The sequence below is a fragment of the Pedobacter insulae genome (assembly GCF_900113525.1).
Lineage (GTDB): Bacteria > Bacteroidota > Bacteroidia > Sphingobacteriales > Sphingobacteriaceae > Pedobacter > Pedobacter insulae.
The window spans coordinates 417,233-435,072 of sequence record NZ_FOPP01000002.1; the positions used below are offsets into that span (position 1 = coordinate 417,233).

At 39.2% G+C, this 17,840-nt stretch carries 13 protein-coding genes; 12 read left to right on the forward strand and 1 reads right to left on the reverse strand.

The annotated features are described in order from the left end of the window. The first annotated feature begins 11 nt into the window (after positions 1 to 11). Positions 12 to 785, forward strand: coding sequence for a hypothetical protein (locus BM207_RS04765; protein ID WP_143095916.1), 774 nt, complete (start codon positions 12 to 14; stop codon positions 783 to 785). A 134-nt stretch (positions 786 to 919) separates the two neighbouring features. Here the strand turns inward: BM207_RS04765 and BM207_RS04770 are convergent, their stop codons facing one another. Beyond that, a complete protein-coding gene (locus BM207_RS04770) occupies positions 920 to 1,798 on the reverse strand; it encodes an AraC family transcriptional regulator (protein WP_090992418.1) in 879 nt (292 codons plus the stop codon). 234 nt (positions 1,799 to 2,032) lie between these two features. Between BM207_RS04770 and fucP the strand changes: the two genes are divergently transcribed. The 11 genes from fucP to BM207_RS04830 all read left to right on the forward strand — a co-directional run bounded on the left by fucP (position 2,033) and on the right by BM207_RS04830 (position 17,815). Beyond that, positions 2,033 to 3,283, forward strand: a complete 1,251-nt coding sequence (gene fucP / locus BM207_RS04780; RefSeq protein WP_090992420.1) for an L-fucose:H+ symporter permease — start codon at positions 2,033 to 2,035, stop codon at positions 3,281 to 3,283. 2 nt (positions 3,284 to 3,285) lie between these two features. Next, entirely contained in the window at positions 3,286 to 3,615 is a 330-nt protein-coding gene (locus BM207_RS04785; protein ID WP_090992421.1) for an L-rhamnose mutarotase, read from the forward strand. Between the two features lies 1 nt (position 3,616). After that, positions 3,617 to 5,284, forward strand: a complete 1,668-nt coding sequence (locus BM207_RS04790; RefSeq protein ID WP_177217053.1) for a UxaA family hydrolase — start codon at positions 3,617 to 3,619, stop codon at positions 5,282 to 5,284. 27 nt (positions 5,285 to 5,311) lie between these two features. Further along, positions 5,312 to 6,100, forward strand: coding sequence for an SDR family oxidoreductase (locus tag BM207_RS04795; protein ID WP_090992422.1), 789 nt, complete (start codon positions 5,312 to 5,314; stop codon positions 6,098 to 6,100). A 73-nt stretch (positions 6,101 to 6,173) separates the two neighbouring features. Continuing rightward, a complete protein-coding gene (locus BM207_RS04800; protein WP_090992423.1) occupies positions 6,174 to 8,711 on the forward strand; it encodes a glycoside hydrolase family 95 protein in 2,538 nt (845 codons plus the stop codon). Between the two features lie 159 nt (positions 8,712 to 8,870). Then, on the forward strand, positions 8,871 to 11,018 hold the full coding sequence (locus BM207_RS04805; RefSeq protein ID WP_090992424.1) for a glycoside hydrolase family 31 protein: 2,148 nt from the start codon (positions 8,871 to 8,873) through the stop codon (positions 11,016 to 11,018). Next, a complete protein-coding gene (locus BM207_RS04810) occupies positions 11,018 to 12,184 on the forward strand; it encodes an alginate lyase family protein (RefSeq protein WP_317040274.1) in 1,167 nt (388 codons plus the stop codon). Before BM207_RS04805 ends, BM207_RS04810 begins: the two co-directional genes overlap by 1 nt. Before the next feature lie 47 nt (positions 12,185 to 12,231). Next, entirely contained in the window at positions 12,232 to 13,446 is a 1,215-nt protein-coding gene (locus BM207_RS04815) for a glycoside hydrolase family 88 protein (protein ID WP_090992425.1), read from the forward strand. Positions 13,447 to 13,477: 31 nt separating this feature from the next. Further along, positions 13,478 to 14,872: a polysaccharide lyase 6 family protein gene (locus BM207_RS04820; RefSeq protein WP_090992426.1), complete on the forward strand. Its 1,395-nt coding sequence runs from the start codon at positions 13,478 to 13,480 to the stop codon at positions 14,870 to 14,872. Positions 14,873 to 14,875: 3 nt separating this feature from the next. Further along, on the forward strand, positions 14,876 to 16,354 hold the full coding sequence (locus tag BM207_RS04825; RefSeq protein ID WP_090992427.1) for a polysaccharide lyase 6 family protein: 1,479 nt from the start codon (positions 14,876 to 14,878) through the stop codon (positions 16,352 to 16,354). 27 nt (positions 16,355 to 16,381) lie between these two features. Beyond that, a complete protein-coding gene (locus tag BM207_RS04830) occupies positions 16,382 to 17,815 on the forward strand; it encodes an alpha-L-fucosidase (RefSeq protein ID WP_090992428.1) in 1,434 nt (477 codons plus the stop codon). The last annotated feature ends 25 nt before the right edge of the window (positions 17,816 to 17,840 follow it).

Below are 17,840 nucleotides of genomic sequence, written 5' to 3' on the forward strand. Positions count from 1 at the left end.
AGAAAAGAAAAATGAAGATTTTTAAAAATAATATGTTGCCAGCAATTATCCTCTTGCTGGTTGCAATAACCCAAAGTGGTTGCGAAAAGATGTTTGGCTTAAACCGTCAAAAAGATTACGATTATGAAAAGAAAACGCTTGATCCGAACATTGGTGTTTCTGCAAGAAAATTTCTGGAAGATAGAGCAACAGGTACCGGAATGGCCAATGGCGTAAACGACACCGTTTTTAAGTACATGAAATTAGGCCTTGAGTACGCAGGTATTGATTTATCGGAGTATGAAAAAGGAGATCGTACCTTTCTTTTTTTACACAACGACGCAATTAGAGTATTACCTAATAAAAACCCTAATATCCCAACAGCAGGACTATGGTTCGATTTTCCGATTGTTACAGGTATTAACCCTACAACCGGGCTGCCAATAACCAAACCTGCAACCCAATGGAGCGATTACCCTAAGGAAGATGTAAGAAACTATTTTTTATACTTGATTGGGCAGGGTAAACATAATTTTGATAATTTAAATGCAACTAATAAAACAGTGAAATCATTTTTACCTACCGGTGCAATCTTGTCAAAATCATCAATGCTGGGCTATGCTAATGAAGGTAAAGGATTTGATGAGGGTGGCAATTTCTATTTAAGACTATTGAATAATAGCGATTTGGCGCCAATTGTGCACAACAATAGAACTAATGATAGAAGTGCCGGGTATGTAGCTACCAATGGTATTATCCATGTTTTTGGCGCATCTTTAGCGCCGGCATTATCCGTAACACCATAATGTAGACAATGTTTCTTAATAGTTAAAAAATGGTCTCTCAGCTCATTAGCCAGGAGGCCATTTTTTTTGCGCTAAGTTCGTTTAATTTCCATTTAACTAAAGCGGAATACTGCTCAGTGATGAAAGAGTTAAGACTAATTGGTATGTCCTGAAATGAACTCCTTCTGGTAGTTCAGCGGACTTTTTCCAGTAGTAATCTTAAAATATTTGTGAAAACTTGCCAGATTATTAAAGCCGCTCTCGTAACAGAGCTGTTTCATATTAAGTTTATTTTCCATTAATAACTTACAGGCATGGCCGACTTTAATCTCGGTAAGAAACCTTGAATATGTTTTCCGGGTTTTAGATTTAAAATATCTGCAGAATGAATTTGGACTGATTACAGCCACACCTGCAATTTCCTCTAAGTGTATTTTCCTCCTGAAATTTTTCAATGTATAATCATAGATGGCGTTAATTCTGATATTTTCTGATTCGTCATAATCTTGTTTAAAGCCGATGGAAGATAGTTTTACGATTTGGTTGCAATTAGCAATTAGTGTTAGTGCTTCCAACAATAAGATAATTCGATTTGTGCCATCAGCAGGTACCATTTGTTCTAATAGCTCAGCAACTTTAGGTTTAATTTTTCCGTTAACCTGTAGCCCTCTTCTACTATTTTCGAGTAGTGTTTTAATGGCTTTATTTTCTGGAAGACCAAGGAATTGCTCACCCCAGAAATTTTCGCTGAAGTGGGCTACACGTACATCAGCCGTAGCTTTAGATTGCTCATTGAAATATACGTCGTCGAATCTCCAATAATGTGCCAGATGCGCACCTACCAATATAATATCTCCCGATCTAAAACTTCTGATGCTGTCGCCGATAAACTGTGTGCCCACTCCTTTTTTTAGATGTATAAGCTCAACTTCAGGATGGTAATGCCACTTGTTGTTCATGTAAGGAACCAAATCTCGCCTTACACTGAAAGAGTGGGCGGGTCCAGTTGAAACTTTTAATAGTTGCGGTTTCATGTCAATATAGTTTTATAAATGGTCAAATAAATATACTGGAAAATATTATAATGTTTCATTACAATGCCAATATTGTTTATTATTTGGGTAATCTTGGTAAATATTTAAATTGGAATACTTCTTTCTTTGTATTAACCAAATGATATCATCTGTACGGAACAAATCGCCTTTTGCTAAATAAGCATAGACAATTCCTATAACATAAAATTTGGGCAAACCTAGAACCAAATTTATATGTCGAAAAACAAATACTTGTTTGCATTTATCCTTGTTACCTCTTTATTTTTCCTTTGGGCATTGCTGCATAATATTAATCCAATTTTAATTCCGCATTTAAAAAAAGCCTGTAGGTTAACAGACACAGAATCTTCCTTAATTGACCTTTTTGTATATTTAGCTTATTTCCTAGTGGCTTTACCAGCTGGGTTGTTCATGCATAAGTATGGTTACAAAAAGGGTATCATATTTGGACTTTGCCTTTATGCAATGGGGGCATTGCTCGTAATTGCGGCGGCTACCGAAAGAAGTTACCTATTTTTCTTGTGTGCATTTTTTGTCATTGCCAGTGGAGCTACCTTTTTAGAAACCGTAGCTAATCCGTACATCGCGGTATTGGGGCCAAAAGAAAACTCAGAACAGCGTTTAAATTTTGCACAGTCATTTAATGGGGTGGGATCATTTTTAGCTCCGATTTTAGGTGGTCAGTTTATTCTTTCAGGAATTGAATACAGCAAAGATACCCTAGACAATATGAGTGCAAGTCAGTTAAATGCCTACTTGCAAACCGAGGCAGACTCAATTAAAGTACCATATCTAATTATAGCAGTAGTTGTAATTCTTTTGATTATTCTTTTTGCGTTTATCAAAATTCCAGAAATTAAAGGTGAGGATGACCATATTCATGGTCCAACAAAGTTTTCGGCTAAAGTTTTAAGACATTCCCATACTCGTTGGGCAATTATTGCACAATTTTTTTACGTTGGTGCGCAAGTAGGTATTGGTAGTTTCTTCATCAGGTATGCTAAATTTGTAAATGATGTTAATGAGAAAGATGCAGCATTAATTTGGGGATCTGTTGCCATGGTTGGTTTTATGGCTGGCAGATTTATGGGTACCTTCATGATGCGTTATATCAAAGCTCCAAAGTTATTGGCACTTTATGCTGTAATTAATATATTATTATTGGTTTTGGCAATGTTCACCAGTGGAGAACTTTCCTTATATTGCGTAGTAGCTGTACCATTTTTCATGTCGATTATGTTTCCTACTATTTTTGCACTAGGTATTAAAGATCTTGGAGAGGAAACCAAGATAGCTGCATCGTTTATTGTAATGTCTATTATTGGCGGGGCATTGGCGCCTGTAGTAATGGGCTTAATCTCTGATGCGACAGAAAGTATTCAAAAGGCATATGTTGTTCCATTATGTTGCTTTGTGGTTATTTTATATTATTCGGTAAAAACCTATAAAGTGAAACCATTTTAAAGATGAAAAAATTTGCATTAACGCTAGCGCTTAAAGACGACCCTGAATTAATTGGGGAATATGAGAGATTTCACAAGAATGTTTGGCCTGAGGTTTTAAAAAGTATCTTGGATTCAGGGATTCGGGAAATGGAGATTTATAGACTTGGTACAAGACTTTTTATGACTATCACAGCAGATGCTGATTTTTCTTTCGATAAAAAATCAGCAATGGACAAGAACAATGACAGGGTTCAGGAATGGGAAGAGCTGATGTGGAATTATCAGCAAAAAATACCAGGCTCGGCACCTGATGAAAAATGGGTTTTAATGAAAAAAATATTTGAGTTATAATATGTTTACGATCGAAACGGAAGTAAGTTATCTGCAAATTCATCCAAAAGATAACATATTAGTGGCACTGAAAGATCTTGAAAAAGGTTTTGCAGTAGATTTTCAGAATGAAATTACATACTTAAAAGACCACGTTCAGTGTAAGCACAAATTTAGTACTACTGATTTAAAGGAAGGAGATGAGCTTTATATGTACGGAGTGTTAGTAGGGGAAGCTACTAAAGCTATTCCAGCTGGATCGGCTCTTACTACAGCAAACATTCATCATGCAACTGCTCCTTTTAGTATGGGCGAAAGAAAACTCACCTGGCAAAAACCCGATATTTCTAAGTTTGAAGCTTTATCTTTTAATGGATTTGCGCGTGCTGATGGTAGTGTAGGTACTGCTAACTATTGGTTAGTTATTCCTATGGTTTTTTGTGAGAATAGAAATGTAGGAGTATTAAAGGATGCATTAGTTGAAAAATTAGGTTATAAAAAAGCAAAGGGTTGGGCACCCGAAGTAGATCAATTAATTGGCTTGTACAAAACTGGTCTATCTGTGAGTGATATTTTGGAAACAGAGTTTGAACAAAACAGTTCGACGAAAGTCACGGATAGAGTATTCGCTAATGTAGATGGAATTAAATTTTTAACCCATGATTTAGGCTGTGGCGGAATTCGACTAGATTCTGAGGCATTATGCGGTTTGTTAGCGGGCTATATAACACATCCAAATGTGGCGGGTGCAACAGTCCTTTCCTTGGGCTGCCAACATGCTCAAACTAGCATTCTTATGAATGAGATTTTTAAAAGGGATGCAAAATTCGATAAACCATTAGTGGTGCTGGAGCAACAAGTTTCTGGTACCGAGCAGCAAATGCTCAAAGATGCGTTAAAGCAGACCTTTGCGGGACTGATTAAGGCTAATGAACAACATCGTACACCCGCGCCACTTCATAAACTCTGTATAGGAATGGAGTGTGGGGGCTCTGATGGTTTTTCTGGGATTTCTGCAAATCCAGCGCTTGGCTACGTTTCTGATCTTTTAGTATCACTTGGCGGCTCTGTAATTTTAGCTGAATTTCCGGAACTGTGTGGTGTTGAGCAAGAACTGAGCGATAGATGTATCGATGAAGATGTTGCGCAACGGTTTATGGATCTAATGACCACTTATAATGCGAAGGCTCTACAAGATGGTTCTGGTTTTCATGCTAACCCATCACCAGGTAATATTAGAGATGGCTTAATTACTGACGCAATAAAATCTGCTGGTGCTGCCAAGAAAGGGGGCAATTCACCAATTGTTGCAGTACTAGATTACCCAGAAAAAGTAACCAGTTCCGGTCTAAACTTACTTTGTACACCTGGAAGTGACGTAGAAAGTACCACGGCAGAAGTTGCTGCAGGTGCCAGTATTGTGTTATTTACCACTGGTTTAGGAACCCCAACAGGTAATCCAATTACACCGGTGATTAAAATAGCAACAAATTCAGCCTTAGCACAAAGAATGCCAGATATCATTGATATTGATTGTGGCACCATTATTATAGGAAAAGAGACCATCGAGGAGGCTGGTGAAAGGATTTTAAACTACATTATTGCGGTAGCTAGTGGAGAAGAAATTCCTAAGGCGGTACAATTAGAACAAGATGATTTTATTCCTTGGAAAAGAGGAGTAAGCTTGTAGTAAGGTTTTTGATTTAAAACAACGAACATGAATTTAGTATTAAAAGATAAAGTAATTATAATAACAGGTGGGGCAAAAGGTATTGGACTAGGAATTGCCAAAGTATTGGCGGGGGAAGGTGCTATTCCAGTTGTCATTGGTAGGAATAAACAAGATAACGAAATTGCAATAACGCAACTCTGCGCTTATGGGGTTGATGCATTCGCTATTCAAGCAGAACTAAGTGAACCTGCAGCTGTTGAGATAGCTGTAAAAAGTGTCATTTCCAAATATGGAAGAATAGATGGTATTGTAAATAATGCAGGTTTAAATGATGGCGTTGGACTGGAACATGGGAATTATGAACGGTTTATGCAAAGCCTTCATAGCAATTTGGTGCACTACTATTTAATGGTTCATTATGCACTCCCGGAACTGAAAAAAAGTAAGGGTGCTATTGTTAATATTACCTCAAAAACTGCCGATACTGGTCAAGGTAATACCTCAGCTTACGCAGCAGCAAACGGTGGTAGGAATGCGTTGACAAGAGAGTGGGCGGTAGAACTTTTAAAATATGGCATTCGGGTAAATGCCGTTGTGGTAGCAGAGTGTTGGACGCCGCAATATGCTAAGTGGATTACCACCTTGAATAACCCTGATGCGATGTTAAAAGAAATTACGCGTAAAATTCCATTCGAAAATAGAATGACTACCGCAGAAGAGATCGGAAATATGACCGCTTTTTTACTGAGCGAAAAGTCAAGCCACACCACAGGTCAGTTAATTTATGTAGACGGTGGTTATGTACATTTAGATCGGGCATTAGCCAATCAATAGGATTTTTGAATTCTGCTTGTCTTCACGAGTTTTTCGCAAGGCAATCTCATATTAATTACATTTTATCTCTACCATGAACCGTTTACTCCTGCTATTTTTATTTTTAACCGCACTTCAAGCGAGTGCACAAGAAAACGATGATTTAAAACTTTGGTATAACCGTCCCGCTAGCGTTTGGGAAGAGGCTTTGCCATTGGGGAATGGCAAAACAGGGGCGATGGTGTTCGGTGGAATTAAAACAGAAAGATATCAGCTCAATGATAATACCTTATGGTCTGGCTACCCAATTTCAGGGAATAACCCAGACGGTCCGGCTATACTTCCGCAGGTGCGGAAAGCAATATTTGAAGGTGATTATACCAAGGCGACAACACTTTGGCGCAAAATGCAAGGACCGTACTCTGCTAGATATTTACCACTGGGAGATTTGCTGATTAATTATGATCTTAAAGATTCGATAGCAGCAACTTACTATCGTGATTTAAATCTTCATAATGCTGTTTCAACAGTACGCTATAAAATTGGAGCGATTATTTATACACGCGAAACATTGATTAGTTTTCCTGAAAAGATGATGGTTGTGCATTTAACGGCCGATCAAAAAGGTGCGCTTAATTTCAATGTAGGTCTCTCTAGTCAGCTACGTTACAAAAGTACAGCAACCGCAGATGATTATCTGCTATTAAAAGGGAAAGCACCTAAACACGTTGCAAATCGTGACTATGAACCTTTTCAGATCGTATATGATGAAGACCCAAAAGGAGAGGGAATGAATTTTGAAATTCATGTAAAGGTGAAACTAGATGGTGGAAGCGTAAAAGCCAGTGGAGAGCAATTAAAGGTGGAAAATGCAAATTCGGTTACGTTATATCTTTCAGAAGCCACGAGTTTCAATGGTTTTGATAAATCTCCAGGATTTGAAGGGAAAGATCCGGCTGTTGAGGCCAAAAGCAAGTTGCAAAATGCGCTTGTAAAGTCATATACTGAAATTAAAGCGGCACACATTGGCGATTATCAAAAACTATTTAATCGTGTCGCTTTTAATTTAAAAGGCAATAATGAGTTTTTGAGACAGCCAACAAACGAACGCCTATTTAAGTTTAAAGAAAATAAGAATGATCGTCAGCTACAAGTCCTTTATTATCAATTTGGTCGCTATCTGATGATTGCCAGTTCGCGACCAGGATCTAGACCTACCAATTTGCAAGGAATTTGGAATGATAAGGTTATTCCGCCATGGGGTAGCAACTACACTACCAATATTAATACGGAAATGAATTATTGGCTGGCAGAAAACACTAACCTTTCTGAGTGCCACCAGCCTTTGTTTGATTTTATGAAAGAGCTGGCAGTGAATGGTGCAAAAACTGCGAAGGTAAACTACAATATTAAAGAGGGTTGGACCGCCCATCACAATTCCGACTTATGGGCTAAAACCTCTCCTCCCGGGGGATACGATTGGGATCCTAAAGGTTTACCTAGATGGTCGGCATGGCCGATGGCCGGTGGATGGCTTAGTACACACCTATGGGAACATTATTTATTTACTGGCGACAAAGGATTTTTGGTAAGAGATGGCTATCCCTTAATGAAAGGAGCTGCACAATTTTTATTGAAATGGCTTATCATAGATTCTAAAACAGGATACTTAGTCACCAATCCATCTACCTCTCCAGAAAATACTGTCAAAATTAAAGGGAGGGAATATCAGTTGAGCATGGCTAGTACGATGGACATGGCCATTATTAGAGAGCTATTTACCGATTGTATTAGTGCATCAAAGGTGCTAAATATTGATGCAGATTTCCGTGTAAAATTGCAAGTTGCTAAAAGTAAACTCTATCCTTACCACATAGGTCAATATGGACAATTGCAAGAATGGTATAATGATTGGGATGATCCCAAAGACATCCATCGACATATTTCACATTTGTTTGGTCTTTTTCCTGGGAATCAGATTTCGGTGCACAAGACACCTGAATTAGCTGCCGCAGCCAAACAAACGCTTATTCACCGAGGTGATATTAGCACAGGATGGTCTATGGCCTGGAAAATAAACTGGTGGGCAAGAATGAAGGATGGTAATCATGCTTATGAAATATTGAATACAGCCTTCAACTATATTGACCCTACTCAGAGCCGTGCGCAAATGAGTGGAGGGGGTACTTATCCGAATCTATTTGATGCACACCCTCCATTTCAAATTGATGGCAATTTTGGGGGGACTGCTGGCATGACAGAAATGCTATTGCAAAGCCATGAAGGTGAAATTAGCCTGTTACCAGCTTTACCCGATGCTTGGCCAAACGGCTCAATCAAAGGAATTAAAGCAAGGGGCAATTTTGAAGTAGCCATTGACTGGGGAAATGGGAAATTAACCAAAGCAACTATTACGGCCGTGATTGGGGGTAATTGCCGATTGAGAACACCTATTCCGGTAAGGGTGATAGAGGTGCCGTACATTACCAACCCACCTATGCCAAGCTTTGATGTGGTGACTTATCAAAATAAAACGAAAGCGAAGCTTCTAGAAGTTAAAGCAAGTAGCGGTTATACCATTAATTTCAAAACACAGAAAGGGAAATCTTATACCATTGTTCCCATAAAATAGGGGTAGCTTAAATTCAATAAATAAATGCCAATTCAGTTGACATGGTTGATGCAAATATTGCTGAATGATGAGGTAAAAAGACAGAATAAAACCCCGGTATTTATCCCTTATTTGCATAGATTAGGATTAACTCCTACTACTAACCAAATATAGTAAATCATGAAGGTTGTTCGAATACTAGTGTGTATTATGCTATTGCTTTTCCCATTTTTGAGCGCTCACTCTCAAAACATCAGCTGGTATGAAGTTGCTCCTGGTGTATGGAAGGGTTTAGTGGGAACACCTGAAACCTACGACCTTTTAAAAGCTGCTGGAGCTATCCCAAATTTGGATGGCTTAGCTAAACTCGGAAAAGCTGAATTTCCTTTACCACAACAACTGATTGCCGCAAGTTTAAATGATGGTAAAACTCAGCTACGTATCCCGCTGTTGAAAGGCGAACAACTTTATGGTTTTGGTTTAAATTTTCAAACGGTTCATCAGCGCGGTAAAATACTTGAACTCCATGTAGACCATTATGGCGGAAAAGATAATGGACGGACACATGCGCCAACTCCATTCTATATTTCTTCGAACGGTTATGGGGTGTTTATTAACAGTGCCAGGTACATTAAAGTATGGGCGGGAACGGGTGTGAGAAAAGATAGCGAAAATTTTCCTGTGCCCAAAGATAGAAATACGGATAAAACTTGGTCTTCAAGACCGTATGCTGATGCTGTAGAAATTCTTGTGCCAGCCGCTGGTGTAGAAATCTATGTATTTGCTGGTCCGAAGCCATTAGATGCTATTAAGAGGTATAACCTATTTAATGGGGGTGGTTATTTGCCTCCCAGATGGGGACTTGGGTTTACGCAGCGTGTAATGACCCGTTCTACAGTGGCCGATGTGGAGAAGGAAGTAGCTACATTTGCCGAAAAGGGTTACCCACTTGATTTTGTCGGCTTAGAACCTGGATGGCAGAGCAAAGCCTACCCTGGAACTTTTACCTGGGACAATAACCGTTTTCCAAACCCTCAAAGGTTTGTAAGCGACATGTTAAATAAAGGAATTAGACTTAATTTGTGGCTCAATCCATATGTGTCTCCTGATGCTCCGTTTTACAAAGAAATTCTCCCGCTTACGAGCTCCCATACTGTTTGGTTAGGTGCAATACCCGATTTAACATTGGCAAAGGCAAGGGGAATATTTTTTTCTCAGCTTCAACAAGATCAGGTTGCAATAGGCATAAGTGGTTATAAAATAGATGAGGTAGATGGCTATGACCATTACCTTTGGCCTGATGTAGCCACCTTTCCATCTGGATTGAGCGCTGAGCAAATGCGGCAAACTTATGGGCTGTTGATGCAAAGGTATAGCGCAGATTTATTCAAAAAACGTAATCAAAGAACTTTTGGTTTAGTAAGGGCGTCCAATGGGGGTGGTACCTCTTTCCCATATGTATTATATAATGATTACTATAATCACGAAGACTTTATTACGGCTTTAATTAATAGTGGCTTTGCAGGTGTATTGTGGACACCCGAAGTGCGTGCTTCAAAAACTGGCGAAGAATGGTTAAGACGATTTCAGTCGAACGTTTTCTCGCCTATGGCTATGATTAACGCATGGTCTAGTGGTACCAAGCCTTGGAGTTATCCAGAAGTAGAAAAGCAAGTAAAAACATTTGCGCTGTTACGGATGCAGATGATGCCATACTGGTATACCGAATTTGCAAAATACCATTTTGAAGGTACGCCTCCATTTAGAGCCATGAATTTAGAGGCTGGATTTAATCAGGAACCGAAAAAAGAAATGAGTGGCACCATTAACCTCGAAGAAAACCCTTATGCGGAAGCAATTTCAAAAGAAATAAAGGATCAATATATGGCAGGAGAATATCTTTTAGTAGCACCTATGTTTGCTGGACAGTTGACAAGAAAAGTGGTGCTGCCTAAAGGCCGATGGTATGATTTTTATAATGGTGCATTTGTAGGTGATGGGGAGGTCTTAATTGTCAACCCGGGTTTGGACAAAATTCCAGTGTACGTGAAAGATGGAGGTATTATACCAATGATGCCACCTATGCTTCATGCCCCAAAAGTTGGTGAAAAGGCTGACCTTGAGTTTCGCTATTACGGCGAAAAGATGGGTACCTATCGGTTATATGATGATGATGGGGAGACATTTAATTATGAGAAGGGTCAGTATAGTTGGCGTGAAATTAAGGTTCAACGCACGGCAACTGGAATAAAAGGAACAATTTCAGCGCCGGAGAAAAATAAGCCAAATACAATTGGTAAAATTACATGGACTTTAATGACTAAATAATGATGAGACGCTGGTTTACTTTTATTTTATTTTTCCTTGTAATTAATGCTTCCAATAAAGCTCTGGGGCAATCGTATCGAGATGATGTTGCAAGAACATTACGTCGCCAAATTCTTAGTGAAGCTGCATGGGCTATTAAGCAGCAACCTATTACGGTTACTGCGCAAAGTTCGAGCAGAAGTGCAGGAGATAAGCATGATTTTTTTTCTGAGGGCGATTATTGGTGGCCTGATCCGCAGAACCCCTCTGGGCCATATATCCAAAAGGACGGTCTTACCAATCCCGAGATTTTTGTAGCGCACCGCTTGGCGATGATTAGATTTAGCCGAATTGTTGGCGCACTTGCTTCAGCATACAAGCTAACCGGTGAGGCAAAATACGTGTCTGCGGCCTTGCTTCATTTAAAAGCTTGGTTCAGTGATCCCGCCACCCTGATGAATCCTAACCTCTTATTTGCTCAAGCTATACAAGGGAGATTTACAGGACGCGGTATAGGTATTATTGACACCATCCAATTGATGGAAGTGGCGCAAGGTATATTGGTTATGGAAAAAGCTATTGAGCCTGCTGATTTAAAGCTTATTAAGCAGTGGTTCACTGACTATCTGACCTGGCTTACTACCCATCAATATGGTAAGGATGAACTAAATGCTAAAAATAACCATGGTACTTGTTGGGTGATGCAAGTGGCCTCATTTGCTACTTTGACAGGAGATCAAAAAATGCTTGATTTTTGCCGAGAGCGCTTTAAAAATGTGCTTTTGCCAGATCAAATGGCAAAGGACGGAAGTTTTCCATTGGAATTAGCTCGTACTAAGCCTTACGGTTACTCAATTTTTAACCTTGATGCAATGACCATGATTTGCCAAATATTATCTGTAGATGGGAACAATTTATGGACTTACCAAACGGAAGACGGCAGATCGATTAAAAAAGGGATTGAATTCCTCTATCCTTTTGTGGCTGACAAAGATAAATGGCCTTTTAAAAAGGATGTAATGCACTGGGAGAATTGGCCGGTCGCACAACCTTTTTTAGTAATGGGTGCTCATGCTTACCAAAATAATGAGTGGCTTGTCACTTGGAAAAAACTAGAACACCAACCAGCTGTAGAAGAGGTGATTAGGAACTTACCTATTCGCCATCCGTTTATCTGGCTAAATTAATATTACATGCACACTATCCTTCAATTTTTAGCATACAGAAAGAAATAATGAAACTCAAAACACCGATATATATTGCCACACTGTTAACCATTTTACATACGAGTTGTGTTGCTCAACAAGTAAGGGTGAATCAGGCTTTTGATCATGCTATTAAGCAAACAAAGATTCTTTTGGAAGAAATTGAGAAGAATAAAACCACTGCCAAGCCAGAACTCGTTTCACCAAGAACAATAGAGAATGGTAAGCTGAAGCTAGTTGCCTCTAAAGATTGGACCAGTGGCTTTTTTCCTGGAGTGTTGTGGTACCTATATGAATTTAGCCAAGATAAAGGATGGCTGCCAGAAGCAAGGGAGTATTCGGCAGCTATTGAGGCTGAAAAAAACAATGGAGTAACCCATGATATGGGCTTCAAAGTTTATTGTAGCATTGGAAACGGTTATCGTTTGACCAATGATTCGCATTACCGTGATATATTAATTACAGCGGCAAAAACATTAGCTACACGTTTCAACCCAAAAACAGGGGTGATTTTATCTTGGGATCATAGTAGAGACAAGTGGGTAAATCCGGTTATTATTGATAACATGATGAACCTTGAGCTTTTATTTGAAACCACTAAGCTTACTGGTGATTCTTCTTTATATAAAATTGCCGTAAGTCATGCCAATACCACCATCAAAAATCACTTCCGTGCAGATTATAGTTCTTACCATGTAATAGACTATGATCCAAATACTGGGGTAGTTTTAAAAAAGAATACACATCAAGGCTATAGTCATGAATCTGCCTGGGCACGTGGACAAGCTTGGGCGCTGTATGGTTATACAATGGCTTATCGTTACACAAAAGATCCGGTTTATCTCAAGCAAGCAGAAAACGTGGCTAAGTTTATCCTTAACCATCCAAATTTACCGAAAGATATGGTACCCTATTATGATTTTAATGCACCTGGAATTCCTAATGAGCCGAGAGATGCATCAGCGGCTGCAGTGATATCTTCTGCACTTTATGAATTGGCACAGTACAGTAATGAAGGAAAAACCTACCATAAAAAAGCAGGACAAATTCTCCAATCATTAGCTACGAAATATATTGCTCCAGTTGGATCTGCCTTTGGTTTTATCTTATTGCATAGCACTGGATCGAAACCAGGTAATTCAGAAATTGATGTTCCCTTGAGTTATGCCGATTATTATTATTTAGAAGCTTTATTAAGATATAAAAATAGCTTCGTACCTGGCAATGACGCCCATAACAAATAAAAAGAGATAAAGAATTTAAAAACGCAATACAATGAACCTAAAAATCTACTTCACAAGCTTGCTATTAGCTTGTACCCTTTCTGGATTTACAAAAGAATATAAAATAGGCTCAGCTTCCGAACTGATTGCGTTAAAACTGCTACCTGGTGATCAAGTAATTCTAAGAAACGGCGATTGGGAAGATCAAAATTTGCTTTTTAAAGGAAATGGTACCAGTCAGAAACCCATTATACTGAAAGCTGAAAACGCACTACTGGTAAATTTTAAAGGTAACTCATCCCTTAAAATAGCGGGAACCTGGTTAGTTGTAGATGGTTTGAATTTTAAGGAAGGTGCGACGAGCGGGGAAGACGTTATATTGTTTGCAGAAAACTCCTCCAATTGTCGTTTGACCAATTCTAGCGTGGTAAATTTTAATCCTAACGATAAAGCCAAAGAGTATACCTATGTTTCACTTTATGGTAATCGCCATCGCGTTGACCACTGCTATTTTGAAGGGAAAACTAATATCGGACCGACACTTGTAGTATGGCTATCAGCTATTGCCAATTACCACCAAATAGATCACAACTATTTTGGGCCAAGACCCGATATTAATGGAAATGGCGGTGAAAGTATTCGTATCGGAACCAGTACCTGGTCGATGTATGATTCTTTTACAACAGTAAATGCAAATATTTTCGCCCAATGTAACGGAGAAACGGAAATCATTTCTGTAAAGTCTTGCCGCAATACTGTCTCCAACAACTTATTTTATGAAAGTGTAGGCACTTTAACCTTAAGACATGGGAATTACAATGCTGTTTTTGGAAATATCTTTATTGGAAATGGTATCAAAGATACCGGTGGTATTAGGATTATAGGTGAACACCACAATGTTTACAATAACTATTTACAGGGGCTAGCAGGAACAGGATTGAGGGCTGCGGTTTCGGTAATGGATGGCCTGCCAAATCCCATTTTAGTAAGTCATTGGCAAGTTAAAAATGCAACGGTTGTTGCGAATACAATTGTTGATTGCAAAGAAGCTTTTTCTGTAGGTGCAGGAAAAAATACCGAAAGGATTTTACCACCACAAAGAGTACTGATTGCGAATAATTTGATTGGGAATACTTCGACAGCCGTTACCATGGTTGATCAGGCCGCTGATGTTACTTTCAATGGAAACATGGTGGATGATAAAGGTACTATCACCACACTTCCTGCAGGATTTAAACTTGTTGATGCTAAACTTAAAAAGCATGAAGGAATTTGGCAACCGGAGCCCACAAGTGTTGTAAAAGGCGCATTTACTGGAAACTTTGATTTTATCCACCAAAAAGATGTCGGGGCAAGCTTAAGCGAAGGACAATTGTCGATCTTACAGTCTAAAAATGTTGGTCCTAACTGGATGAACACCAATAAAATAACAATATCAAATAAGTAGGCAATGAAGAGCATCAAATATTTCTTGATTGTACTTGCAAGCGTGAGTTTATTATCCGGTTGTGAGAAGAGTGTTAAGGTAATAGATCCACCTATCGTGGTAAAACCTAAACCTAGCTGTACTTCCTGTAAGATGATTTCTTCCGCCGCTGAACTCGCGGCTCTTACTCTAAATGCTGGCGATACGGTGATGATGAAATCAGGAGATTGGAACAACCAGCGTTTAATTTTTAAAGGCAATGGTACTGCCCAAGCTGCTATTGTTTTGATCGCTGAAAAAGCTGGAGAAGTTAACCTTAAAGGAGCATCTTCTTTAGCAATTGATGGACAGTGGCTCGTGGTAGACGGCCTTAATTTTAATAATGGAAATTTGGGTGTTTCAAAGTTAAATGTGGTCGATTTTAGTTCAGCTTCCCGAAATTGCAGACTTACAAATACCTCCATTGTTGATTACAGTCCAGCTAATCAAACTATCGATTATAGATGGGTGTCTATGAATGGAAAGAACAATAGAATGGATCACTGCTATCTGAAGGGGAAAGCCCATCAAGGTCCAACGGTGGTGTTATGGGGTGCAAGCACAGCTATAAGCCACCGGATAGATCATAACTATTTTGGCGCTAGGCCTGATTTGGGTAATAATGGCGGCGAAACAATCCGTGTTGGTACTTCAGAATACTATCTCAGCGAGGCTTTGGTACTGATAGAACAAAATATCTTTGAGCATTGCAATGGTGAAACGGAGATTATCTCTAATAAGATGAGCAAGAATGTAATTCGCAATAACTTCTTTTTTGAAAGCAGAGGCACTTTGTCGCTCCGTCATGGTAATGGTACTGAAGTTTATGGAAATTATTTTGTGGGGAATGATGTAAAAGATGCTGGAGGTATTCGCATTATCGGAGAGAACCATTTGGTCTATAACAATTATCTTCAAGGTATTGCTACAACGGGGCAAACCTGTGCAATTGCTATTTTAGATGGTGTGCCCCACTCTGAGCCAAGTGGTTATTTCCAAGTAAAAAATGTGAAAATTGTAGGTAATACTATCGTGAATTGTGCCCAAGCGTTTGACATTGGGGCCGGGAAAGGTGGAAACGGTAGGACTGTTCCTCCAGCCGATTGTACCATTGCGAACAACCTGATTCAGGCAAAAGGAGGAATAGCAATTGCCTACACAGATCAGCCACAAAACTTTTTTTATGAAGGGAATCTAGCATTTGGTATGGGGGGTGGACAAACACTTGCGCTACCAACGGGGTTTCTGCAAGAGGACGCTAAGTTGGAAGTAGTAGATTTGAATACCTATTTCCCTGTTGCTGGCAGTGTTGCTTTAGGTGGCTTTAAGGGATCCTATAACTTTTTCCAATCCGTTAATGTGGGTTCAAATGCTTTAGATGAACTGCATAAGGCTTTGTTGAAATGTGTAGATATTGGCCCTGCGCGGTTAAGCTTAGGTGGCTTGTTAACCATAAAAAAATAATTGTAAGAAATTAAAATTCAATAAATCATGGGAAAAAAATTAGGTAGCTTATTGCTTTTATGGGTATTTGCAGCAACTTGCGTAAGTGCACAACAAGCAATTCCAAAAGAAGAACGAATGAAATGGTGGAGTGAAGCACGATTTGGAATGTTTATCCATTTTGGTATATATGCGCAAATGGCTGGTCAATACAAAGGACATGAACAAGCAAGAGGAGGTGCTGAATGGATTATGAACCGGATGAAGGTGCCAGTTGCAGAGTATAAAGACATTGCGAGACAATTTAATCCTGTTAAGTATGATGCTGATGCTTGGGTGAAAACTGCGAAGGATGCTGGTATGAAATACATAGTGATTACTGCAAAACACCACGATGGGTTTGCCTTGTTTAATTCAAAAGCAAGCGATTGGGATATTACAGATGCAACGCCCTATGGCAAGGATTTATTAAAACCTTTAGCGGAAGCCTGTAAGAAATATGGTATCAAATTGGGGTTTTATTACTCACAAGCACAAGATTGGGGTAATGCTGGGGGTGCGGTGGCGCGTAAAGTAATGCGTGAAGGGTGGCCTAACCCTGATAGTACAGGCGTAGATGCTTATACTGCTGCGCGCAAAGGTAAATGGGATCCCGTCCAAGAGACAAAAACATTTGATCAATATATTAATGATGTAGCCGTACCACAACTGAAAGAACTGATGACTAATTATGGTGAGATTGCTGTGTTATGGTGGGATACGCCAACTAATATGACAGATGAGGCTGCTTTAAAGCTTCAGGAAGTATTGAAACTGCAACCGAAAATTATTACCAATGATAGATTAAAACGTCCAAATTTTTTAGGAGATACCAAAACTCCGGAACAGAAAATACCTGATCTGAGCGAATTGGATGGACAGTTTTGGGAAACATGTATGACGATGAACGGCACTTGGGGGTATCGGAAATCTGATCAAAAATGGAAATCTTCAGCTATATTAATACAAAATTTGATAGATATTGCTTCAAAAGGGGGTAATTACTTGCTTAATGTAGGGCCCAAACCAGACGGGTCTTTTCCGAAAGAGAGCATTGACAGATTAAAAGATGTTGGGGCTTGGATGAAAGTAAACCATGAGGCTATATACGCAACTTCAGCTAATCCTTTGCCAGCCGTGCCTTGGGGGCGAATTACTAAGAAAAATGTCAAAACAAATACTGTTTTATACCTTTCTGTGTTCGAGTGGCCAAAAGATGGAAAATTAAAAGTAAGTGGCCTTCCAAACAAAATATTAGGAGCAACATTATTATCTACGAGTGCAAAATTGAAAGCAAGTTCAGATAATGATGTAGTAACCGTTCAGGTTCCATTAAGAGCTGTAGACCAAGTTGCTACCGTTATTAAATTAGAAGTTGAAGGTGCGGTAATTGGAAAGAACCTTAAGCCAGCCGCCAAAATGAAAACAGGAGCAATAGATTAAAGTACACCACAAGTATATAGTTAAT

Excerpts from the sequence above, each read along its gene's own strand:
- BM207_RS04805 (WP_090992424.1), top strand. The coding sequence starts at position 8,871 with ATGAAGGTTGTTCGAATACTAGTGTGTATTATGCTATTGCTTTTCCCA.
- BM207_RS04820 (WP_090992426.1), top strand. The coding sequence starts at position 13,478 with ATGAACCTAAAAATCTACTTCACAAGCTTGCTATTAGCTTGTACCCTT.
- BM207_RS04765 (WP_143095916.1), top strand. The coding sequence starts at position 12 with ATGAAGATTTTTAAAAATAATATGTTGCCAGCAATTATCCTCTTGCTG.
- BM207_RS04800 (WP_090992423.1), top strand. The coding sequence starts at position 6,174 with ATGAACCGTTTACTCCTGCTATTTTTATTTTTAACCGCACTTCAAGCG.
- BM207_RS04830 (WP_090992428.1), top strand. The coding sequence starts at position 16,382 with ATGGGAAAAAAATTAGGTAGCTTATTGCTTTTATGGGTATTTGCAGCA.
- BM207_RS04770 (WP_090992418.1), bottom strand. The coding sequence starts at position 1,798 with ATGAAACCGCAACTATTAAAAGTTTCAACTGGACCCGCCCACTCTTTC.
- fucP (WP_090992420.1), top strand. The coding sequence starts at position 2,033 with ATGTCGAAAAACAAATACTTGTTTGCATTTATCCTTGTTACCTCTTTA.
- BM207_RS04825 (WP_090992427.1), top strand. The coding sequence starts at position 14,876 with ATGAAGAGCATCAAATATTTCTTGATTGTACTTGCAAGCGTGAGTTTA.
- BM207_RS04785 (WP_090992421.1), top strand. The coding sequence starts at position 3,286 with ATGAAAAAATTTGCATTAACGCTAGCGCTTAAAGACGACCCTGAATTA.
- BM207_RS04795 (WP_090992422.1), top strand. The coding sequence starts at position 5,312 with ATGAATTTAGTATTAAAAGATAAAGTAATTATAATAACAGGTGGGGCA.
- BM207_RS04815 (WP_090992425.1), top strand. The coding sequence starts at position 12,232 with ATGAAACTCAAAACACCGATATATATTGCCACACTGTTAACCATTTTA.
- BM207_RS04790 (WP_177217053.1), top strand. The coding sequence starts at position 3,617 with ATGTTTACGATCGAAACGGAAGTAAGTTATCTGCAAATTCATCCAAAA.
- BM207_RS04810 (WP_317040274.1), top strand. The coding sequence starts at position 11,018 with ATGATGAGACGCTGGTTTACTTTTATTTTATTTTTCCTTGTAATTAAT.